General features: G+C 59.2%; 18 protein-coding genes and 2 tRNA genes. 4 read left to right on the forward strand and 16 right to left on the reverse strand.

The window, feature by feature from the left end; translation table 11 throughout:
- The first annotated feature begins 32 nt into the window (after positions 1-32).
- Both JKV55_RS13055 and trhP read left to right on the forward strand, forming a co-directional pair.
- The gene (locus tag JKV55_RS13055; RefSeq protein WP_202086139.1) at positions 33-392 is read left to right on the forward strand and encodes a YgiW/YdeI family stress tolerance OB fold protein; all 360 of its coding nucleotides are present in this window, start codon (positions 33-35) and stop codon (positions 390-392) included.
- Between the two features lie 92 nt (positions 393-484).
- Positions 485-1,858 carry a prephenate-dependent tRNA uridine(34) hydroxylase TrhP gene (gene trhP, locus JKV55_RS13060; protein ID WP_202086141.1) on the forward strand — a complete coding sequence of 458 codons (1,374 nt, stop codon included), beginning with the start codon at positions 485-487 and terminating at the stop codon, positions 1,856-1,858.
- 134 nt (positions 1,859-1,992) lie between these two features.
- Here the strand turns inward: trhP and pnp are convergent, their stop codons facing one another.
- The 15 genes from pnp to rlmE all read right to left on the reverse strand — a co-directional run bounded on the left by pnp (position 1,993) and on the right by rlmE (position 17,638).
- The gene (pnp, locus tag JKV55_RS13065) at positions 1,993-4,140 is read right to left on the reverse strand and encodes a polyribonucleotide nucleotidyltransferase (protein ID WP_202086143.1); all 2,148 of its coding nucleotides are present in this window, start codon (positions 4,138-4,140) and stop codon (positions 1,993-1,995) included.
- A 96-nt stretch (positions 4,141-4,236) separates the two neighbouring features.
- Positions 4,237-5,013 (reverse strand): dioxygenase family protein, encoded by a 777-nt coding sequence (locus JKV55_RS13070; protein WP_202086145.1) that lies wholly within the window; start codon positions 5,011-5,013, stop codon positions 4,237-4,239.
- A 202-nt stretch (positions 5,014-5,215) separates the two neighbouring features.
- Positions 5,216-5,485 carry a 30S ribosomal protein S15 gene (gene rpsO, locus JKV55_RS13075; protein ID WP_202086149.1) on the reverse strand — a complete coding sequence of 90 codons (270 nt, stop codon included), beginning with the start codon at positions 5,483-5,485 and terminating at the stop codon, positions 5,216-5,218.
- Between the two features lie 116 nt (positions 5,486-5,601).
- Entirely contained in the window at positions 5,602-6,537 is a 936-nt protein-coding gene (gene truB / locus JKV55_RS13080) for a tRNA pseudouridine(55) synthase TruB (protein WP_202086150.1), read from the reverse strand.
- A gap of 2 nt (positions 6,538-6,539) precedes the next feature.
- Complete coding sequence (rbfA, locus tag JKV55_RS13085) at positions 6,540-6,950, reverse strand: 30S ribosome-binding factor RbfA (protein ID WP_202086158.1); 411 nt, start codon at positions 6,948-6,950, stop codon at positions 6,540-6,542.
- Positions 6,951-7,032: 82 nt separating this feature from the next.
- The gene (infB, locus tag JKV55_RS13090) at positions 7,033-9,726 is read right to left on the reverse strand and encodes a translation initiation factor IF-2 (RefSeq protein WP_202086160.1); all 2,694 of its coding nucleotides are present in this window, start codon (positions 9,724-9,726) and stop codon (positions 7,033-7,035) included.
- Between the two features lie 19 nt (positions 9,727-9,745).
- Positions 9,746-11,248, reverse strand: coding sequence for a transcription termination factor NusA (nusA, locus tag JKV55_RS13095; RefSeq protein ID WP_202086162.1), 1,503 nt, complete (start codon positions 11,246-11,248; stop codon positions 9,746-9,748).
- A 14-nt stretch (positions 11,249-11,262) separates the two neighbouring features.
- A complete protein-coding gene (gene rimP, locus JKV55_RS13100) occupies positions 11,263-11,721 on the reverse strand; it encodes a ribosome maturation factor RimP (RefSeq protein ID WP_202086164.1) in 459 nt (152 codons plus the stop codon).
- Positions 11,722-11,898: 177 nt separating this feature from the next.
- Positions 11,899-11,975 (reverse strand) — tRNA-Met (locus JKV55_RS13105).
- Positions 11,976-12,033: 58 nt separating this feature from the next.
- Positions 12,034-12,120: transfer RNA gene (locus JKV55_RS13110), tRNA-Leu, on the reverse strand.
- A gap of 7 nt (positions 12,121-12,127) precedes the next feature.
- On the reverse strand, positions 12,128-12,463 hold the full coding sequence (gene secG, locus JKV55_RS13115; RefSeq protein WP_202086166.1) for a preprotein translocase subunit SecG: 336 nt from the start codon (positions 12,461-12,463) through the stop codon (positions 12,128-12,130).
- 316 nt (positions 12,464-12,779) lie between these two features.
- Positions 12,780-14,105, reverse strand: a complete 1,326-nt coding sequence (gene glmM / locus JKV55_RS13120) for a phosphoglucosamine mutase (protein ID WP_202086168.1) — start codon at positions 14,103-14,105, stop codon at positions 12,780-12,782.
- 5 nt (positions 14,106-14,110) lie between these two features.
- Entirely contained in the window at positions 14,111-14,944 is an 834-nt protein-coding gene (gene folP / locus JKV55_RS13125; RefSeq protein ID WP_202086170.1) for a dihydropteroate synthase, read from the reverse strand.
- A 70-nt stretch (positions 14,945-15,014) separates the two neighbouring features.
- Positions 15,015-16,964 carry an ATP-dependent zinc metalloprotease FtsH gene (gene ftsH, locus JKV55_RS13130; RefSeq protein WP_202086178.1) on the reverse strand — a complete coding sequence of 650 codons (1,950 nt, stop codon included), beginning with the start codon at positions 16,962-16,964 and terminating at the stop codon, positions 15,015-15,017.
- Positions 16,965-17,008: 44 nt separating this feature from the next.
- Entirely contained in the window at positions 17,009-17,638 is a 630-nt protein-coding gene (gene rlmE, locus JKV55_RS13135) for a 23S rRNA (uridine(2552)-2'-O)-methyltransferase RlmE (RefSeq protein WP_202086180.1), read from the reverse strand.
- Between the two features lie 85 nt (positions 17,639-17,723).
- On the opposite strand from rlmE, the gene yhbY reads away from it, so the two are divergent.
- Both yhbY and JKV55_RS13145 read left to right on the forward strand, forming a co-directional pair.
- Positions 17,724-18,020 (forward strand): ribosome assembly RNA-binding protein YhbY, encoded by a 297-nt coding sequence (yhbY, locus tag JKV55_RS13140; RefSeq protein WP_202086186.1) that lies wholly within the window; start codon positions 17,724-17,726, stop codon positions 18,018-18,020.
- A 156-nt stretch (positions 18,021-18,176) separates the two neighbouring features.
- A complete protein-coding gene (locus tag JKV55_RS13145; RefSeq protein WP_202086188.1) occupies positions 18,177-18,776 on the forward strand; it encodes a PilZ domain-containing protein in 600 nt (199 codons plus the stop codon).
- Positions 18,777-18,811: 35 nt separating this feature from the next.
- On the opposite strand, the gene greA is transcribed toward JKV55_RS13145, so the two are convergent.
- Positions 18,812-19,288: a transcription elongation factor GreA gene (gene greA / locus JKV55_RS13150; RefSeq protein WP_202086190.1), complete on the reverse strand. Its 477-nt coding sequence runs from the start codon at positions 19,286-19,288 to the stop codon at positions 18,812-18,814.
- Positions 19,289-19,324 lie beyond the last annotated feature (36 nt).

Genomic DNA, 19,324 nt, shown 5'->3' on the forward strand with positions numbered 1-19,324 from the left:
TAACGGCTATTCACCGACACCGGAGTACCATGATGAACAAGACCCTTATCGCCACCCTTATCGGCCTCAGCACCGTTACCGGCTCCGCCTTCGCCGCCACCGAGCAAGGCGGCTTCCAGGGGCCGGACCGCACCGAGGCCGTCAGTGTCGCCCAGGCCCTGGAGCTGTCGGATGACGCCCAGGTCCGCCTGAGCGGCTTTATCACCGAATCCCTGGGGGACGAGAAGTACCGCTTCCAGGACGACAGCGGCAACCTGGTGGTTGAAATCGACGACGACGAATGGCGCGGACTGGAAGTCACCCCCGAGACCCGGGTCACCCTCTGGGGCGAAGTCGACAAGGATTGGAACCAGGTGGAGCTGGACGTGGAACGCATCGAACTGGCCCGGTAAGCGCCTCGAATTTCTCGCCGGGGAGGAGTAAAATGCCCGCCCCGGCCGCCATCTGGTGGCGGCCGCTGACCTGAGATCAGACGAGAACTTCCATGTTTACACCCGAACTGCTGTCCCCCGCCGGCACCCTCAAGAACATGCGCTACGCCTTCGCCTATGGCGCCGATGCGGTCTACGCCGGCCAGCCCCGCTACTCGCTGCGGGTACGCAACAACGAATTCAACCACGAAAACCTCAAAATCGGCATCGACGAGGCCCATGCCCTGGGCAAGAAGTTCTACGTGGTGGTCAACATCCAGCCCCACAACGCCAAGCTCAAGACCTTCCTGCGCGACATGAAGCCGGTGGTGGAGATGGGCCCCGACGCCCTTATCATGTCCGATCCGGGCCTGATCATGCTGGTGCGCCAGCACTTCCCGCACATGCCCATCCACCTGTCGGTGCAGGCCAACGCGGTCAACTGGGCCTCGGTGAAATTCTGGCAGGACTACGGCATCGAACGGGTGATCCTCTCTCGCGAGCTGTCGCTGGAGGAAATAGAAGAAATCCGTTCCCAGTGTCCGGAGATCGAGCTGGAGGTGTTCGTGCACGGCGCCCTGTGCATGGCCTATTCCGGCCGTTGCCTGCTGTCGGGCTACATCAACAAGCGCGATCCCAACCAGGGCACCTGCACCAACGCCTGCCGCTGGGAATACAAGGTGCATGAGGCGAAGGAAGACGACGCCGGCCAGATAGTGCACAGGCAGGAGCCGATCCTGGTGCAGCCGGTGGCGCCGACCCTGGGTGCAGGCCAGCCCAGCGACCAGCTGGTGCTGCTGGAGGAAGGCAACCGCCCGGGTGAGTACATGGCCGCCTTCGAGGACGAGCACGGCACCTACATCATGAACTCCAAGGATCTGCGCGCGGTGCAGTATGTGGAGCGCCTGACCCAGATGGGCGTGCACTCGCTCAAGATCGAAGGCCGCACCAAATCCTTCTATTATGTGGCGCGTACCGCCCAGGTCTACCGCAAGGCCATCGACGACGCCGTGGCCGGCCGCCCCTTCGACGCCACCCTGATGAGCACCCTGGAAAACCTGGCCCACCGGGGCTATACCGAGGGCTTTCTCAAGCGCCATGCCCACAGCGACTACCAGAATTACGACACCGGCTACTCGGTGTCCAGCAGCCAGCAGTTCGTGGGCGAGATCACCGGCCGCAATGGCGACTGGGTGGAAGTGGCGGTGAAGAACAAGTTCCTGGTCGGCAACCGGCTGGAGCTGATGACCCCCAAGGGCAATCTCAGCTTTACCCTGGACGCCATGAAAAACCGCAAGGGTGAACGCGTGGAGGTGGCGCCCGGCAACGGCCATGTGGTCTACCTACCCCTGCCCGCCGAGCTGGACGTGGAATTCGGCATACTGCTGCGCCATCTGGAGCAGGAGCAGAACACCCGCCAGCCCCACGGCCAGTCGGCCGAGGCCTGACGCCGGAAGCCGGAAGCCGGAAGCCGGAAGCCGGAAGCCGGAAGCAAGTATCAGAGGCGGAGAATAGCGCCCACAGGAAATAAAAAAGCCGGGATGATTCCCGGCTTTTTCGTTAGTGCTGTCAGGCGATTCGCTTATTCGGCGTTTTCGGCCGGTGCTTCCGCCTTGGCTTCTTCCACCGCCGGGGCTTCGGCTTCTGCCGGTCTGTTGGCTTCCTTGATGGACAGGCGGATACGGCCCTGGCGATCCACTTCCAGTACCTTGACCTTGACCTTGTCGCCCACCTTCAGGTGATCGGACACATTTTTCACCCGCTCTTCGGTGATCTGGGAGATATGCACCAGACCATCCTTGCCGGGCAGGATGTTGACGAAGGCGCCGAAATCGGCCAGACGGACGACTTCACCGTCATAGATGGTGCCGCTTTCCACTTCCGCAGTCAGCTGCTCGATGCGGCGGATGGCCAGCTTGGCGGCTTCACCGTCGACGGCGGCAATTTTTACGGTGCCGTCATCGTCCAGCTCGATGGTGGTGCCGGTTTCTTCGGTCAGGGCGCGGATGGTGGCGCCGCCTTTGCCGATGACATCACGGATCTTCTCGGGATTGATCTTGATGGTATGGATGCGCGGGGCGAAATCGGAGATCTCGGCACGGGGTGCATTCATGGCTTCATCCATCACTTTCAGGATATGCAGGCGGGCGTTGCGCGCCTGCTTGAGCGCCACCTCCATGATTTCCCGGGTGATGCCTTCAATCTTGATGTCCATCTGCAGGGCGGTGACGCCTTCGGTGGTACCGGCGACTTTAAAGTCCATGTCGCCCAGGTGATCTTCATCACCGAGGATATCGGACAGCACCACGAAGCCTGCTTCTTCTTTTACCAGGCCCATGGCGATACCGGCCACAGAGGCCTTGATCGGCACCCCGGCGTCCATCAGTGCCAGCGAGGTACCACAAACGGAGGCCATGGAGGAAGAACCATTGGACTCGGTGATCTCGGATACCACCCGGACGGTATAGGGGAAGGCTTCCGCACTCGGCATCACCGCCGCCACGCCACGCTTGGCCAGACGGCCGTGGCCGATTTCGCGACGCTTGGGGCTGCCGACCATGCCGGTCTCGCCCACGCAGTACGGAGGGAAGTTGTAGTGCAGCATGAAGCGGTTGGTACGGGCACCGGTCAGTTCGTCGATCAACTGGGCATCACGCTCGGTGCCCAGGGTGGCGGCGACCAGGGCCTGGGTTTCACCACGGGTAAAGAGGGCCGAGCCATGGGTGCGGGGCAGCAGGCCGGTGGCCACATTCAGGGCCCGGATCATGTCCGGCTCGCGACCGTCGATACGCGGCTCGCCACGGACCACCCGGCCACGAACAATCTGCTTCTCCAGCTTGCCCAGCTGCTCCTGCACTTCTTTCAGGTTTTGCTCAGGATCATCGGTCAGGATGGCGCTCTGCACCTTGGCCTTGATATCGCTGATCGCATCACGGCGAGCGGTCTTGTCGGTGATGCGGTAGGCTTCGCCCAGCTCGGCGCTGGCCAGTTCGGCAATCTTGGCCTTGAGCGCCTCATTTTCGACGGCCGGTTGCCAGTCCCAAGGCTGAGTGCCCACTTCGGCGGCAAACTCGTTGATGGCGTTGATGGCGGTCGCCATCTGCTCGTGGCCGTAAACCACGGCACCCAGCATCACCTCTTCGGGCAGAATATTGGCTTCGGACTCCACCATCAGCACCGCATTGGCGGTACCCGCCACCACCAGATCCAGCTGGCTGTTTTCCAGTTCGCCGATGGTCGGGTTGAGTACATACTCACCGTTCATGTAACCGACGCGAGCGGCACCGATGGGGCCGGCGAAGGGAATGCCGGAAATGGCCAGCGCCGCCGAGGTCCCCAGCATGGAGATAATGTCGGGGGCGATATCGGGGTTGGCCGACACCACGGTGGCGATCACCTGGACTTCATTCTTGAACCCATCGGGAAACAGCGGACGGATAGGACGGTCGATCAACCGCGCCGTCAGTGTCTCACCTTCCGTCGGACGACCTTCCCGTTTGAAGAAACCACCGGGAATACGGCCGGCGGCATAGGTCCGCTCCTGGTAGTTGACGGTCAGCGGGAAGAAGTCGCGACTTTCATCGGCTTCGCGCTTGCCGACCACGGTAACCAGCACGGCGGTATCATCCATGCTGGCCATCACGGCACCGGTAGCTTGACGAGCCATGACACCGGTTTCAAGCGTGACGGTATGCTGGCCATATTGGAAGGTTTTGACGATAGGATTCACGTTTTAGATTCCTTAAAATTTATGATCTCTGATTTGCCCGCACAGTATACTTGATTCGCTCTTAAAGGACAGAATGGACCGGAAAAAACCCCGGACTCACTCGAACAGATAGGATTCCATCGACAACATGCCGTAGCGCATGTCGCCTTCCAGTACCGTCACCCTGGCTTCCGCCGTTGCCGCACCGGCAGCCACCAGCAAGGGCAGATAATGATCCGGCGTCGGATGGGCACGCCGGCCATGGGGAGCGGCATTGAGGTAATCGATCAGCGCCTCCCTGTCATGACGCATCACCGCCGCCCGGGCCCAGCGCTCGAACGCCAGGGCATAATCGGCATCGATAACGGCATTCTCCCGGAACTCGTACAGATTATGGGTCAGGCTGCCGGAGGCCAGGATCAACACGCCCCGCTCCCGCAGTGGTTGCAACGCCTCTCCCAGGGTCCAGGCTTGCGGAGCCCCGAGCCAGGCGGGCATGGACAATTGCAGCACCGGAATATCCGCCTCCGGATAGAGGTAACGCAGCGGTACCCAGGCACCATGGTCGAGTCCCCTTGTCGCATCGGTCGCCGCCCGGTAGCCCTGCGCCCGTAGCAGGGCTACCAGCTGTTGCGCCAGTTCGGGCTGGCCCGGCGCCGGATATTGCAACCGGTAGAGCGGCTCCGGAAAACCGCCGAAGTCGTGGAGCGTCTCCGGACGGGCCGATGCGGTGACCATGGGGTCAGGGGTGATCCAGTGCGGTGAAACCACCAGAATGGCGGCGGGGACCGGCAGCCGGGCGGCGGTTTGCCGCAGCAGAGGACCAATCAGCCCGGGCTCGACAGCAAAGGTCGGGGCACCGTGGGACACAAAGAAGACCGGCATGGAGGTCATGAGCACAACTCCTGAGGCAATAAGGATACCAGCTCACTCTAAAGGGGTTGTGGGGAGCGATAAATCGGGGCGCAAGAAATGAATTATTTATTAAAAGGAAAGAATAAGGCAATAAATGCCGTTTTATACATGAACATGATGGCCCCGGGCACCGCAACGAAAAAAGGAGCCGAAGCTCCTTTTTCCTGGCCGGGAGAGTCGATTAACGACGCAGACCCAGTTTCTCGATCAGTCCACGATAGCGCTCAACGTCTTTGCGCTTCAGGTAGTCCAGCAGGCTGCGACGCTGGGATACCATGCGCAGCAGGCCACGACGGCTGTGGTGATCGTGGATGTGCTGCTTGAAGTGACCTTGCAGGTGGTTGATCTGGGCGCTCAGCAGGGCTACCTGAACTTCGGGAGAGCCGGTGTCGCCTTCACCGCGGGCAAAGTCAGCAACGATCTGGGCTTTAGTTTCAGCACTTAGTGACATCTTGTGTACTCCAAAGACTATGAATGATTTTTCCAGCCGATCACTAATTCAGCCGGAAACAGAGCTGCGCATTCTACCAGCTGGGCCAGGGTTGGCAACCGGAAAATATGCAAATTTCACCGCACCAGCCGGCGGGGCGCCACCTTGCCATCATCGTCGATTTCCCCGACACCGACAAAGCGGTGCTCGGGACCGACGGTAACGCGTACAAAGCCGTTCAGGGGCGCGCCGGATACCTGCACCGCCTGGCCCTGACCGATATATCCCGCCACCAGCTCGGACATGTTCACCTCCGGCAGGGTCGCGACGGCGGTATCCATCGGCAGCAGCAGCGGATCCAGCTCCAGCCGGGGCGAAATATCCTGCGCCTTGCAATTGTCGAGGATGCACTGCAGCTGTTCCAGGGTCAGCATCCGCTCCGCGGGATAAGCGGCCACCTGGAGGCGGCGCAGCATGGTGACGTGGGCACCACAGCCCAGCCGCTCACCCAGATCGTCGACGATGGTGCGAATATAGGTGCCCTTGCTCGCGTGGATCTCGAGTTCGACCTCATCGCCCTCGAACCGCAACAGCTTGAGTTCATATACGGTGATGGGCCGGGATTCCCGAGGGACTTCAATGCCTTCGCGCGCATACTGGTACAGGGGTTTGCCCTGGTACTTGAGCGCCGAGTACATGGAGGGAATTTGCTCGATGTCACCGCGAAAATGATCCAGCGCTTCGATCAGTTCGCCGGTGGAAACGGCGACCGGCCGGGTTTCGACCACTTCACCGTCCGCGTCACTGGTATCGGTGCGCTCGCCCAACTTGGCGATGACCCGGTAGCGCTTGTCCGCTTCCAGCAAAAACTGGGAAAACTTGGTCGCCTCCCCCAGGCAGATAGGCAGCATGCCGGTGGCCAGGGGATCCAGAGCACCGGTATGGCCCGCCTTGGCGGCGGCGTAAATACGCTTGACCTGTTGCAGGGCATCGTTGGAAGTAATACCGGCGGGTTTGTCCAACAACAGTATGCCGTCTACATCACGGCCACGAAATCGACGCTGACGCCCCATCTTCAGTCCTTTTCCTCTTGGTCTTGCTCATCACGGTGGGATTCCTGCATCCGCCGCTTGTCTTCGGCGATGGTGCTGGACACCAGGGTAGAAATACGCATGCCTTCGACCAGACTCTGGTCATAAGCAAAACGCAGTTCGGGCGTTACCCGCAGGCGCATCGCCTTGCCGACCAGGCTGCGGATAAAGCCGGCGGCATCTTTCAGCACGGCCATGCCTTTTTCTATTTTTTCCGGATCGTTTTCCAGGAAGGTGACGAACACCTTGGCGTAGTTGAGATCGCGCGACAGCTCTACCCCGGACACGGTGACCATGCCCAAACGTTCGTCTTTGATTTCCCGCTGCAGTATCATCGCGATCTCTTTCTGCAGTTCCTGTCCCACACGGCGGGTACGACTGAATTCTCTAGCCATAAATCTCTTTCCAAGACAAAAGGGGCCAGAGGCCCCATTTATATATCAGTGCTGAAACCGGGGTTCCTGGTACAGCCCGCAGTTACAGGGTACGCTGTACTTCCACGATTTGGTAAACCTCGATCTGGTCACCCACTCTGACATCATTGTAGTTCTTCACGCCGATGCCGCACTCCATGCCGTTACGCACTTCGCTGACATCGTCCTTGAATCGACGCAGGGATTCCAGCTCGCCTTCGTAGATAACCACGTTGTCACGCAGTACCCGGATCGGGTTGCTGCGCTTGACGGTCCCTTCGGTCACCATACAACCGGCGATGGCACCGAACTTGGGCGAACGGAATACGTCGCGCACCTGGGCCAGGCCGATGATTTCCTGCTTGAACTCGGGAGCCAGCATGCCGGTCATGGCCTGCTTCACCTCGTCCAGCAGCTCATAAATCACGCTGTAGTAGCGCAGATCGATGTCTTCCGCCTCAATCACCTTGCGCGCGGCCGCATCGGCACGCACGTTGAAGCCCAGGATGATGGCGTTGGACGCCGCCGCCAGGCTGGCGTCGGTTTCGGTGATACCACCAACACCGGAGCCGATGATCTTGACCTTGACTTCGTCGGTCGACAGTTTCTGCAAGGAGTCGGAAATCGCCTCGATGGAACCCTGAACGTCCGCTTTCAGCACCAGGTTGACTTCGGCCACTTCGCCTTCGTTCATGTTGGCGAACATGTTCTCCAGCTTGGCTTTCTGCTGACGAGCCAGCTTGACCTCGCGGAACTTGCCCTGACGATACATGGCGACTTCCCGGGCTTTCTTCTCGTCACGCACCACTGTGGCTTCATCACCCGCCGCCGGCACCCCGGACAGCCCCAGGATTTCCACCGGAATGGACGGGCCGGCGGATTTGATCTCACGACCCAGTTCGTCCTTCATCGCCCGTACCCGGCCATATTCCAGGCCACAGAGCACGATGTCACCCTGGTTGAGGGTACCTTCCTGCACCAGCACTGTCGCCACCGGGCCACGGCCCTTGTCCAGGCGGGACTCGATCACCACGCCGGACGCCATGCCTTCACGCACCGCATTCAGCTCCAGCACTTCCGCCTGCAGCAAAATGGCCTCGAGCAGTTCGTCGATACCCTGGCCGGTCTTGGCAGAGATGTAGACGAACATGTTCTCGCCACCCCAGTCTTCCGACATGACGCCGTGCTGGGACAGTTCGCTCTTGACCCGATCGATGTCCGCGTCGGGCTTGTCCATCTTGTTCACCGCCACGATCAGCGGCACACCGGCCGCCTTGGCATGCTGGATAGCCTCGACGGTCTGCGGCATCACGCCGTCATCGGCCGCCACCACCAGAATCACGATATCGGTGGCGCTGGCACCACGAGCACGCATGGCGGTAAAGGCCGCGTGTCCCGGGGTATCCAGGAAGGTGATCATGCCGTTCTCGGTTTCGACATGGTAGGCGCCGATATGCTGGGTAATGCCCCCCGCTTCACCCGCGGCCACCTTGGCCCGACGAATATAATCCAGGGTAGAGGTCTTGCCGTGGTCGACGTGACCCATGATGGTCACCACCGGCGCGCGGGTTTCCCGTGCGGCGTCGGTATCCCGATCGGACAGCACTTTCTCTTCCAGCTCGTTTTCGCGGCGCAGGGTGACCTTGTGACCCATTTCTTCCGCCACCAGTTGGGCGGTCTCCTGGTCGATCACCTGGTTGATGGTCACCATGGCGCCCATCTTCATCATCGCCTTGATCACTTCGGCACCTTTTACCGCCATCTTGTTGGCCAGTTCGGCCACGGTGATGGTCTCGCCGATTTCCACATCGCGGTTAACGGGCTGTACCGGCTTCTGGAAGCCGTGCTTCATCGATTTCGGCGTCATCACCTTGGCACGCTTGCCTTTTTTCTGACGCTCAAAACGACTTTCACGATCTTCACGATCTTCCTTGGACTTGCCACCCTTGCGCTTCTTGCCGCCGGTACGACGCGCCTTCTGCTCTTCGGTCTGGTCGGCTTCGTCTTCCGCTTCCTGGGCATGACGGTTGGTGGTGACATGGTAGTCAGCATCTTCCGGCTTTTTCGCCGCCGCTTCTTCGGCCCAGCGTTTTTCGTTTTCTTCCGCCAGCTTGCGTACTTCTTCGGCCTTACGCTGGGCTTCCAGCTCGGCTTTACGCAAGGCTTCTTCCTCACGCTGACGTTTTAAGTTTTCTGCTTCGCGCTTGGCCATGTCGTCCGCCTTCTTCTGCTCTTTGCTCTGGGGCTTGGTGCCCTGCTCTGTGGTGTTCGGAGCTTGCAGCTGAGCTTGGCGGGCCTTTTCTTCGGCTTCACGCTGGGCTTTTTCTTCCGCCTCACGCCTGGCCTTGTCTTCGGCTTGGCGCTTGGCCTGTTCTTCGGCCTCACGACGGGCCTGGGCTTCCGCTTCCAGACGCGCTTGCTCTTCTGCTTCTTGTTGACGCTGCTGCTCGTCGAGCGCGTCGCGTCTTACGTAGGTGCGAGTCTTGCGCACCTCGACCTGTACCGCTTTATTCTTACCACCGGCTCCCTGCACACTCAGGGTGCTGATGGTCTTACGCTGCAGGGTCATCCGTTTGGGTTCATTATCGTCATTAGCGCCATGCTGTTTTTTTAAAAACGCAAGCAGGGCGGCCTTTTCGGTTTCGGATACGTTGTCGGCGCTGGATTTCTCCATGCCGGCTTCCCGAAACTGCTGGACAAGACGATCAACCGGTGTGTCGATGTCACTGGCAAGTTGCGTTAATGAGACTTCTGCCATTCATTTACCTCCGTTGATCTTATTCTTCGTTCTGGTCCCCGAACCAGCAGATATTACGGGCAGCCATGATGAGTTCCCCAGCCAGGGTCTCACTCAAGCCTTCAATACCCTCAAGGTCATCAATACCTTGTTCTGCCAATTCTTCCAGATCCGCAATACCACGGGCGGCAAGCTGATAGGCCAGTTCCCGGGTCATGGAAGGCAGTGCGAGCAGTTCAGCTGCCGGCTCCACCCCTTCGAAAGATTCTTCTTGTGCCAGTGCCCGTGTGGTCAGGGCATCCTTGGCACGGCTACGCAGCTCCTCCACCATGTCTTCATCCAGGCCGTCGACGCTCAGCAGTTCACTGACCGGCACATAGGCAATCTCTTCCAGGGTGGAAAAGCCTTCTTCCATCAGCAGGGTGGCAAAATCTTCATCGATGTCCAAATGCTGGACAAAGAGGTTCATGATCTTGTCGCTTTCTACCTGATGCTTGTTCTGCAGATCTTCTACCGTCATCACGTTCAGCTCCCATCCGGTGAGCTGAGAAGCAAGACGCACGTTCTGACCGTTGCGGCCGATGGCCTGGGCCAGGTTGCCGGACTCCACGGCGATATCCATGGCGTGGGCATCTTCGTCCACTATGATGGAGGCCACGTCGGCCGGGGCCATGGCATTGATAACGAACTGGGCAGGATTGTCATCCCACAGCACGATATCGACCCGCTCGCCACCGAGCTCACCCGATACCGCCTGTACCCGGGCGCCACGCATGCCGACACAGGCACCGATGGGATCGATACGGCGATCGTTGGTTTTGACCGCAATCTTGGCGCGGCTGCCGGGATCCCGGGCGGCGCCCATGATTTCGATGATCTCTTCGCCGATTTCCGGCACCTCGATGCGGAACAACTCTTTCAGGAAGTCCGGATGGGTACGGCTGACGAACAGCTGGGCTCCGCGGGCCTCGGGACGCACAGCATACAGCAGGCCACGAATACGGTCACCGGCGCGGAACGACTCCCGCGGCAGCAGATCTTCACGGAAGATCACGGCCTCGGCATTATTGCCCAGATCCAGGATCACGTTGTCACGGGTCGCCTTTTTGACCACCCCGGTGATGATCTCGCCTTCCTGATCCTGGAATTGCTCCACCACCTGCATCCGCTCGGCTTCACGCACTTTCTGCACGATAACCTGCTTGGCGGTCTGGGTGGTGATGCGATCGAAGGTAATGGAGTCTATCTGATCTTCCACATAATCACCGATCTGGATTTCCGGCTCATCGATTTGTGCCGCTTCCAGGGTGATTTCCCGGTAGGGGTTGGTCAGCAGCTCCTGACTCTCCACCACCTGCCAGCGACGGTAGGTATCGAAATCGCCACTCTTGCGATCGATGGCTACCCGTACTTCGATATCGCCGTCATATTTTTTCTTGGTGGCCGTGGCCAGGGCCGTTTCCAGAGCCTCAAATATCTTTTCACGAGGCACCGCCTTCTCATTGGAAACGGCATCAACAACCAGCAATATTTCTTTATTCATGTCCGATAGCCTCGTTAGTCAAAGTTCGGAACCAGGTTTGCTCTTTGGATATTGGCGAAAGCGATGGGGAATTCCTGCCCCTCTACTTCCAGCCTGATCATGGTGTCTTCCACCGCTATCACCTTACCTTTCAGTTTACGGCGGTTGTTCACTGCCATGCGCAGCGTCAATTCCGCTTCCTGACCGATAATGGCCTGATAATGGGCCGGCTTGAACAAGGGTCGGGCGAGCCCTGGAGATGAGACTTCCAGATCATATTCGGTAGAAATGGGATCTTCCACATCCAGTACGGCACTGACTTGCCGACTGACTTCGGCACAGTCATTTACATCGATACCGTTTTCATGGTCAATGTACAAACGCAAGGTCGAATGCCGGCCGGCGCGCACAAATTCGAGCCCCAGCAATTCAAAGCCCAGGGCCGCTACCGGCTCTGTCAGCATGTCGGTCAGTCGTTGTTCCAATGTAGCCAAAGCTACCCCCTCCGAAAACAAAAAAAGGGCTCGCAGCCCAGTGAATTCGCATCGGTCGTACCGATACCAAAGTGCAGATAACAAAAAGCCCCGATATTCAAATCGGGGCTATTCACCTGGACCCTGATTGTCGCCTCGCGACGACCATTCACCGCGAGCAGGCGATGAACGTGAAATTGGTTGCGGGGGCCGGATTTGAACCGACGACCTTCGGGTTATGAGCCCGACGAGCTACCAGGCTGCTCCACCCCGCGTCCGAAATCGTGCGAGATTATAGTTAATTTGAGCAAGAACCTCAACCTAACTATGACTTGGTGCCGAGAGCGGGACTTGAACCCGCACGCCCATACGGGCACTACCCCCTCAAGATAGCGTGTCTACCAATTCCACCACCTCGGCAAAACCTTTAGTTGGGTATGTCGTTACCGCCACTGGCGGGGACATCACCCGGGACAACACTCTCCACCACTTCGGGTATGGAAAGATCGTCCCATTCACTTCCCTGCTTGGTACTGTGTGCGGACATATTGCCCAGCACCAGACTTACCGCAAAGAAGCTCGCTGCCAGCAGCGTTGTCGCCCTGGTCAGGAAGTTACCTGACCCGCTGGAGCCAAAAACCGTGTTCGATGCACCTGCGCCGAAGGATGCGCCCATATCCGCGCCTTTCCCTTGCTGAATCAGCACCAGGCCAATCAAAGCCAGCGCGATAATCAGATACACCACCAAAAGAATTTCGTACATTTCAGCCTACCTTCGTTTGGCGTTACCGCCCCTTTCCAGCCCTGCTGTCCGGAGCGGGGCTAATACTAACGACCCTGCTGACCGGATACAAGCGCAATTTTCAAAAAATCGCTCAACTGCATAAAAAGGCGACAAAGCGATGATTACACAATCGTTTTACTCAAGCTGGACGCTGGAAGCCGAAAGCGATCAGCCGCCCAGTGGTTCGAAGAACTTGAATGCAGGCTGCGATACACGGCTGCCTGCACAAATACCAAAAACAACACCGGGCTGCTTCCGGCTTCCAGCTTACGACGTCCAGCTCCGGCGCAGCCGGTCAGGCCACCGCTTCGGCAATGTAATGCGCCAATCGCCCCACCTGTGCCTGATCCGCCCCTTCCACCATGACCCGTATCAAGGGCTCGGTCCCAGACTTGCGTAACAGGACTCGCCCCGCTCCCGCCAGCTCGGCTTCGGCCTCGACCACCCGGCGTTGCACCTCGCTGCTGGCCAAAGGGTCGCTGCCGGCGTCAAAACGCACATTCACCAGTACCTGGGGGAACAGAATTAACTCACCGCGCAGCGCCTGCAGGCTACGACGATCGCCAACCATGGCCCGTAATACCTGCAATGCGGCCACGATGCCATCCCCGGTGGTATTGTGATCCAGGCTGATAATATGGCCGGAATTTTCCCCCCCCAGTTTCCAGCCGTACTCTTTCAACAATTCCAGCACATAGCGATCGCCCACCTTGGCCCGGGCAAAAGGAATACCCCGCTTGGCCAGAGCCAGCTCCAATGCCATGTTGCTCATCAGGGTCCCGACCACGCCGCCCCCCAGGGTGCCCCGCTGGTGGGCATCCCGCGCCATGATGTAGAGTACTTCATCGCCATCGACCAGGGCACCGGTATGATCCACCATCATCAGTCGGTCACCGTCGCCATCGAAGGCGATGCCCAGATCGGCCTTGTGTGACAGTACCGCTTCGATCAGCGCCTGGGGCGCGGTGGAGCCGACCTTGTCGTTGATGTTGAAACCGTTGGGCTGAACACCGGTACGGATCACCTGTGCTCCCAGCTCTTCGAATACCGCCGGGGCGATATGGTAGGTGGCGCCATGAGCACAGTCGATGACCACTTTCAGGCCGTCCAGGTGCATCTCGGACGGGAAAGTGCTCTTGCAGAATTCAATATAACGCCCGGCGGCATCGTTGATCCGCGTGGCCTTGCCCAATTGCTCCGATGGCACGCAGTCCATCGGCTGTTCAAGCAGAGCCTCGATGGCCAGCTCCACCTCATCCGGCAGCTTGGTGCCGTCATGGGAGAAAAACTTGATGCCGTTATCGTAATAGGGATTATGGGAGGCGCTGATCACGATACCGGCTTCGGCCCGGAAAGTCCGGGTCAGATAGGCGATGGCCGGCGTCGGCATGGGGCCCAGCAGCGCGGCCTGCAGGCCCGCTGCGGACAACCCCGCTTCCAGTGCCGATTCCAGCATGTAACCGGAAACCCGGGTGTCCTTGCCGATCAGCACCTTCCTGGTGCCGGTTTGCGACAACACCTTTCCCGCCGCCCAGCCCAGTTTCATCACGAACTCGGGGGTAATGGGATAGTCCCCTACCCGGCCGCGTATACCGTCGGTGCCAAAATATTTTCTGCTCATCTATGTTATCCCTGATAATGTGCGGCCTGTTGCCATACCCGTACGGCATCGGCCATCGCTTTTACATCGTGCACCCGTACTATGCGCGCGCCCTGGCCGATGGCGAAGAGGTGTGCCGCCAGGCCGCCGGCCAGCCGCTCATCCAGCGCCCGGTCCAGCAATTGCCCCAACATGGACTTGCGCGACATGCCCACCAGCAACGGCAGCGCCAACTGCTGCAGCCGGCCGAGGCGCCCCAGCAGTTCGTAGTTGTGCTCGAGCGACTTGCCAAAACCGTAACCGGGATCCAGGCAAAGCCTTGAGCGCGGGATCCCCGCCGCCACACAGGCCTGTACCCGCTCCTGCAGAAAGGCGCCGACCTCGGCGGTCACGTCCCGGTAGTCGGGCGCCTGCTGCATGGTCCTGGGTTGCCCCTGCATATGCATCAGGCACACCGCAGCCCCGCTGTCGGCCGCTACCTGCAAGGCGCCCGGCTCACGCAAGGCACGGATGTCGTTGATCAGATCGGCGCCGGCCGCGACCGCGGCACGCATCACCGCCGCCTTGCTGGTATCGATCGAAATCCAGCAGTCCAGCTCGGCCCGCAGTCGTTCGATGATCGGCAGCACCCGCTCCAGCTCCTGTTGCTCGGCAACCGCGTCGGCCCCCGGCCGCGTCGACTCGCCGCCCACATCGATGATGGTAGCGCCATCGTCGACCATCTGCCGGGCATGACGCAGGGCCGCGTCTTCGGCGACGAAACGTCCACCGTCGGAGAAGGAGTCGGGCGTAAGATTGAGGATGCCCATGATCTGGGGTGACGATAAATCCAGGCTTCTGGATGAACTTGATAACAGCATAAACAGCGGGTTCCCAAAAATAAAAAAGCCCCGGACTGGTGACGTCCGGGGCTTAATTTATCACAAAAACTCAGTTGCTGGTGGCATCACCAGGCTTATTCAGATCCGGTGAGGCAGACTTGGTCTCATCCGCCGGCTCTCCTTTTTTGTCATCGGAGCTGGCGGCGGGTCCCTGCGGCTTGTCATCCGGCTCGTCTTTCCAATCTGCCGGAGCCCGCACTTCCCGCCGCGCCATCAGATCATCAATCTGTTTGGCATCGATGGTTTCGTACTTCATCAGTGCGTCCTTCATGGCGTGCAGGACATCGATGTTATCCATCAGGATCTGCTTGGCTCGCTGGAAGTTGCGCTCGATCACATCCTTCACTTCGGCGTCGATGGCCTTGGCGGTTTCATCGGACATGTGCTTGACCTTGGCCGCGGTGCGCCCGAGGAAGACTTCGCCTTCTTCATCCGCATACAGCAAGGGACCCAGTTTCTCCGACAGGCCCCACTGGGTCACCATCTTGTGGGCAATCTCGGTGGCCCGCTCGATGTCGTTGGAAGCACCGGTGGTGACCTTGTCGAAACCGTAGATGATCTCTTCCGCCAGGCGGCCGCCATAGAGGCTGGAGATCATCGACTCCAGGTGTTGTTTGCTGTAGCTGAAGCGATCCTGCTCCGGCAGGTACATGGTGACCCCCAGGGCCCGGCCACGGGGAATGATGGACACCTTGTACACGGGATCGTGCTCGGGCACCACGCGGCCGACGATGGCATGGCCGGCTTCGTGATAGGCGGTCATCTCCTTCTCGGACTCCGACATCACCATGGAACGACGCTCGGCGCCCATCATGATCTTGTCCTTGGCCTTTTCGAACTCTTCCATGGACACCAGGCGACGGGCGGAACGAGCCGCAAACAGCGCCGCTTCGTTGACCAGGTTGGCCAGGTCGGCCCCGCTGAAGCCGGGAGTACCACGGGCAATCACGCTGGCATTGACGTCGTCGGCCAGGGGCACCCGACGCATGTGTACCTTGAGGATCTGTTCCCGGCCGCGTACGTCGGGCAGCCCCACCACCACCTGGCGGTCGAACCGGCCGGGACGCAGCAAGGCCGGATCCAGCACGTCGGGTCGGTTGGTGGCGGCGATAACGATAACGCCCTCGTTACCTTCGAAACCGTCCATTTCCACCAGCATCTGGTTCAGGGTCTGCTCCCGCTCGTCATGACCACCGCCCAGACCGGCACCACGCTGGCGACCAACGGCATCTATCTCATCGATAAAGACGATACAGGGCGCCGATTTCTTGGCCTGTTCGAACATGTCACGCACCCGCGAGGCACCCACACCCACGAACATTTCGACAAAGTCGGAGCCGGAAATGGTGAAGAAGGGCACCTTGGCTTCCCCGGCGATGGCTTTGGCCAGCAGGGTTTTACCGGTACCGGGAGGCCCCACCAGCAAGATACCGGTAGGAATGCGGCCACCCAGCTTCTGGAAGCGGCTGGGGTCGCGCAGATAATCCACCAGTTCTTTCACGTCCTCTTTGGCCTCATCGCAGCCGGCCACGTCGGCAAAGGTGGTTTTGACCTGATCTTCGCTCATCAGCCGCGCCCGGCTCTTACCGAAGGTCATGGCGCCCTTGCCGCCGCCGCCCTGCATCTGACGCATGAAGAAAATCCAGACCCCGATCAGCAGCAGCATGGGGAACCAGGAAATAAAGATCGACGTCAGCAGGCTCGGCTCTTCGGGTTTTTCACCCACCACGCGGACGTTGTTGTTCAGCAGGTCGTTCAGCAGCTGAGGATCTTCCGAAGGCATGATGGTGGTGAAACGATCACCGCTGCGCTTGACACCGTTGATGGTCTTGCCATCCATACGGACTTCACGTATCTGCCCTTGGGCTACTTCCTGCACAAAGGTGGTATAGTCCGTCTGGCGTCCGCTCGGCTCACTCGGGCTAAAGCTCTGGAAAACCGACATTAACACCACGGCTATGACCAACCACAGGATCAAATTCTTCGCCATGTCACTCAAATTACTAACCTCACCGGCTGACAGTTTATGACTCGGACAGGGTACTACAGTTTAAAACCTGTAGCCACAATGTAGACTTCCCGTGAGCGGGGCCGCGACGAGTCGGGCTTTCTCACCTTGACCACACCGAAAGACCGGCGAACTTCCAGAAGGAATTCATCGAAGCCGGCTCCCTGAAATACTTTAACCACAAAACTTCCCTGGGGGGCCAATACCTGTCGGCACATATCCAGCGCCAGCTCCACCAGATACATGGACCTGGGCTGGTCCACCTCGGGTGTGCCGCTCATGTTGGGGGCCATGTCCGACAGCACCACATCCACCTTGGCGTCACCCACCCGCTCCAGCAGGGCACCCAGCACCGCTTCCTCGCGGAAGTCGCCCTGCAGGAAATCGACGCCGGCGATAGGATCCATCGGCAGTATGTCGCAGGCGATGACCTTGCCCTGCTGGCCCACCTGCTCCACCGCATACTGGCTCCAGCCACCGGGTGCGGCCCCCAGATCCACCACCGTCATCCCCTGTCTGAGCAGGCGATCCCGGCCCTGTAATTCTTCAAGTTTAAACACGGCACGCGAGCGCAGGCCTTTTTTTTGTGCCTGTTGCACATATTTATCGTCAAAATGCTCTTTAAGCCAGCGCGTTGAGCTGGCCGAGCGTTTTTTCTTACCCATTAAATTATCGCTCTGCTATTACCATTGAAGCCTAGATGGGGGTACAATGGCCCCCTTTCAACCTATTTAACTGAAGCATTTTGCAATGACCCTGAATAATAAGCAAAGACAATACCTCAAGGGACTGGCCCACAGCCTGAAGCCGGTGGTATTGCTTGGCCAGCATGGCCTGACCGAAGGCGTACTGGCCGAAATCGACCTGGCCCTGAATTTCCATGAACTGATCAAGGTCAAGGTTGCCGCCGAAGACAGGGAAGTCAAAACGCTGATCATGGACGCCATCGTGCGCGAAACCGGTGCGGTCAAGGTACAGACCATAGGTCATATCCTGACCCTGTACCGCCCCAGCGAGCAGAAGAAGATCACCCTGCCCAAAGCCTGAGTGTCCCAGGGTCGGTTCATCCGGCCCGTCTTGCTGGCCCAGGTTTCCGCTCATGCCTCCCTATCTCCTTATCCCCTTTGAATTATTTCCCTTTCGAGCTGTTATCCGGCAGGCTGGAGGATAATACTATTAGCATTTAGCCACGGTGTGATTGCCATGCCCGCCCACAGATACCTGACCGATGAAGAGCTACAACTGCTGAACGAACTGTATCAGCAGGATCAGCCGGAAGCCCTGCTCAGCCTGACCATGGCCATCGACGCCAATATCAGGCCCCTGCTCGAACAGGCATCACACCTGGAGCTAAAACTGGAGCTAGGAAACGTCAAGCTGCATTTTCCGGTCACCCTCAAACACCAGGTGGCCACCGAAGAGCAGGCGGAATTGAGCCCCCCCAGCATCATTACCGACGGCTTCCACCCCCGCGCCTGGCGTCTGCCCAGCCCGCAGGATCTGCAGCTGTACCAAGCCAACGGCAGGCCCCTGGCCGCCGAAATCCGCGATCTGTCGATCAACGGCATGCGGCTGCTGTCCCGCCGCTGCCTGTTCAGATCGCAACCAAGCAAGAAGGTACTGCTAAAACTGGGCCAGGAGCAGGTGCTGGCGCTCAGGCTGCAGCTGGTGCGCCAGCACAAGGGGCGACATTTCTGGCTGACGGCGGTCCAGTTTGAACTGGCCATGGCCGACCGTATGGCCCTGTCGGACTTCGTATTCAGAGGCTTTCTGCAGGAGATAAACAAAAGACAGCAGGAATAACCGGCTGTCTCTTTCGTCGAGGGTCGGGATCGAAGTTACAGATATTCTACCTTGAGGATTTCGTATTCCACGTCGCCGGAAGGTGTCTTGACGATGGCCACATCGTCCTCTTCCTTGCCGATCAGGGCGCGGGCGATCGGGGAATTCACGGAAATCAGGTTGGCCTTGATATCCGATTCGTCGTCACCCACCACCCGGTAGGTGATCTCCTTTTCGTCGTCCACCTTGAACAGGGTCACGGTCGCCCCGAAGATCACCTTGCCGCTGTTGGGCAGCTTGGTAATATCGATGATCTGGGCATTGGACAACTTGGCTTCAATTTCCTGGATACGACCTTCGCAGAATCCCTGCTGCTCACGGGCGGCGTGATATTCGGCGTTTTCTTTCAGATCGCCATGCTCACGGGCATCGGCAATGGCTTCGATAATTTGCGGGCGACGCACAGACTTCAGGTAGTCCAGTTCTTCACGCAGTCTCTGCGCACCGCGGATGGTCATCGGTGTTTGCTTCATAGTGGAAACCTGGTTCCTTTACCAAACGATAAAACA

Origin of the sequence: Zobellella iuensis (assembly GCF_016746085.1) — a bacterium.
Classification (GTDB): Bacteria; Pseudomonadota; Gammaproteobacteria; order Enterobacterales; family Aeromonadaceae; genus Oceanimonas; species Oceanimonas iuensis.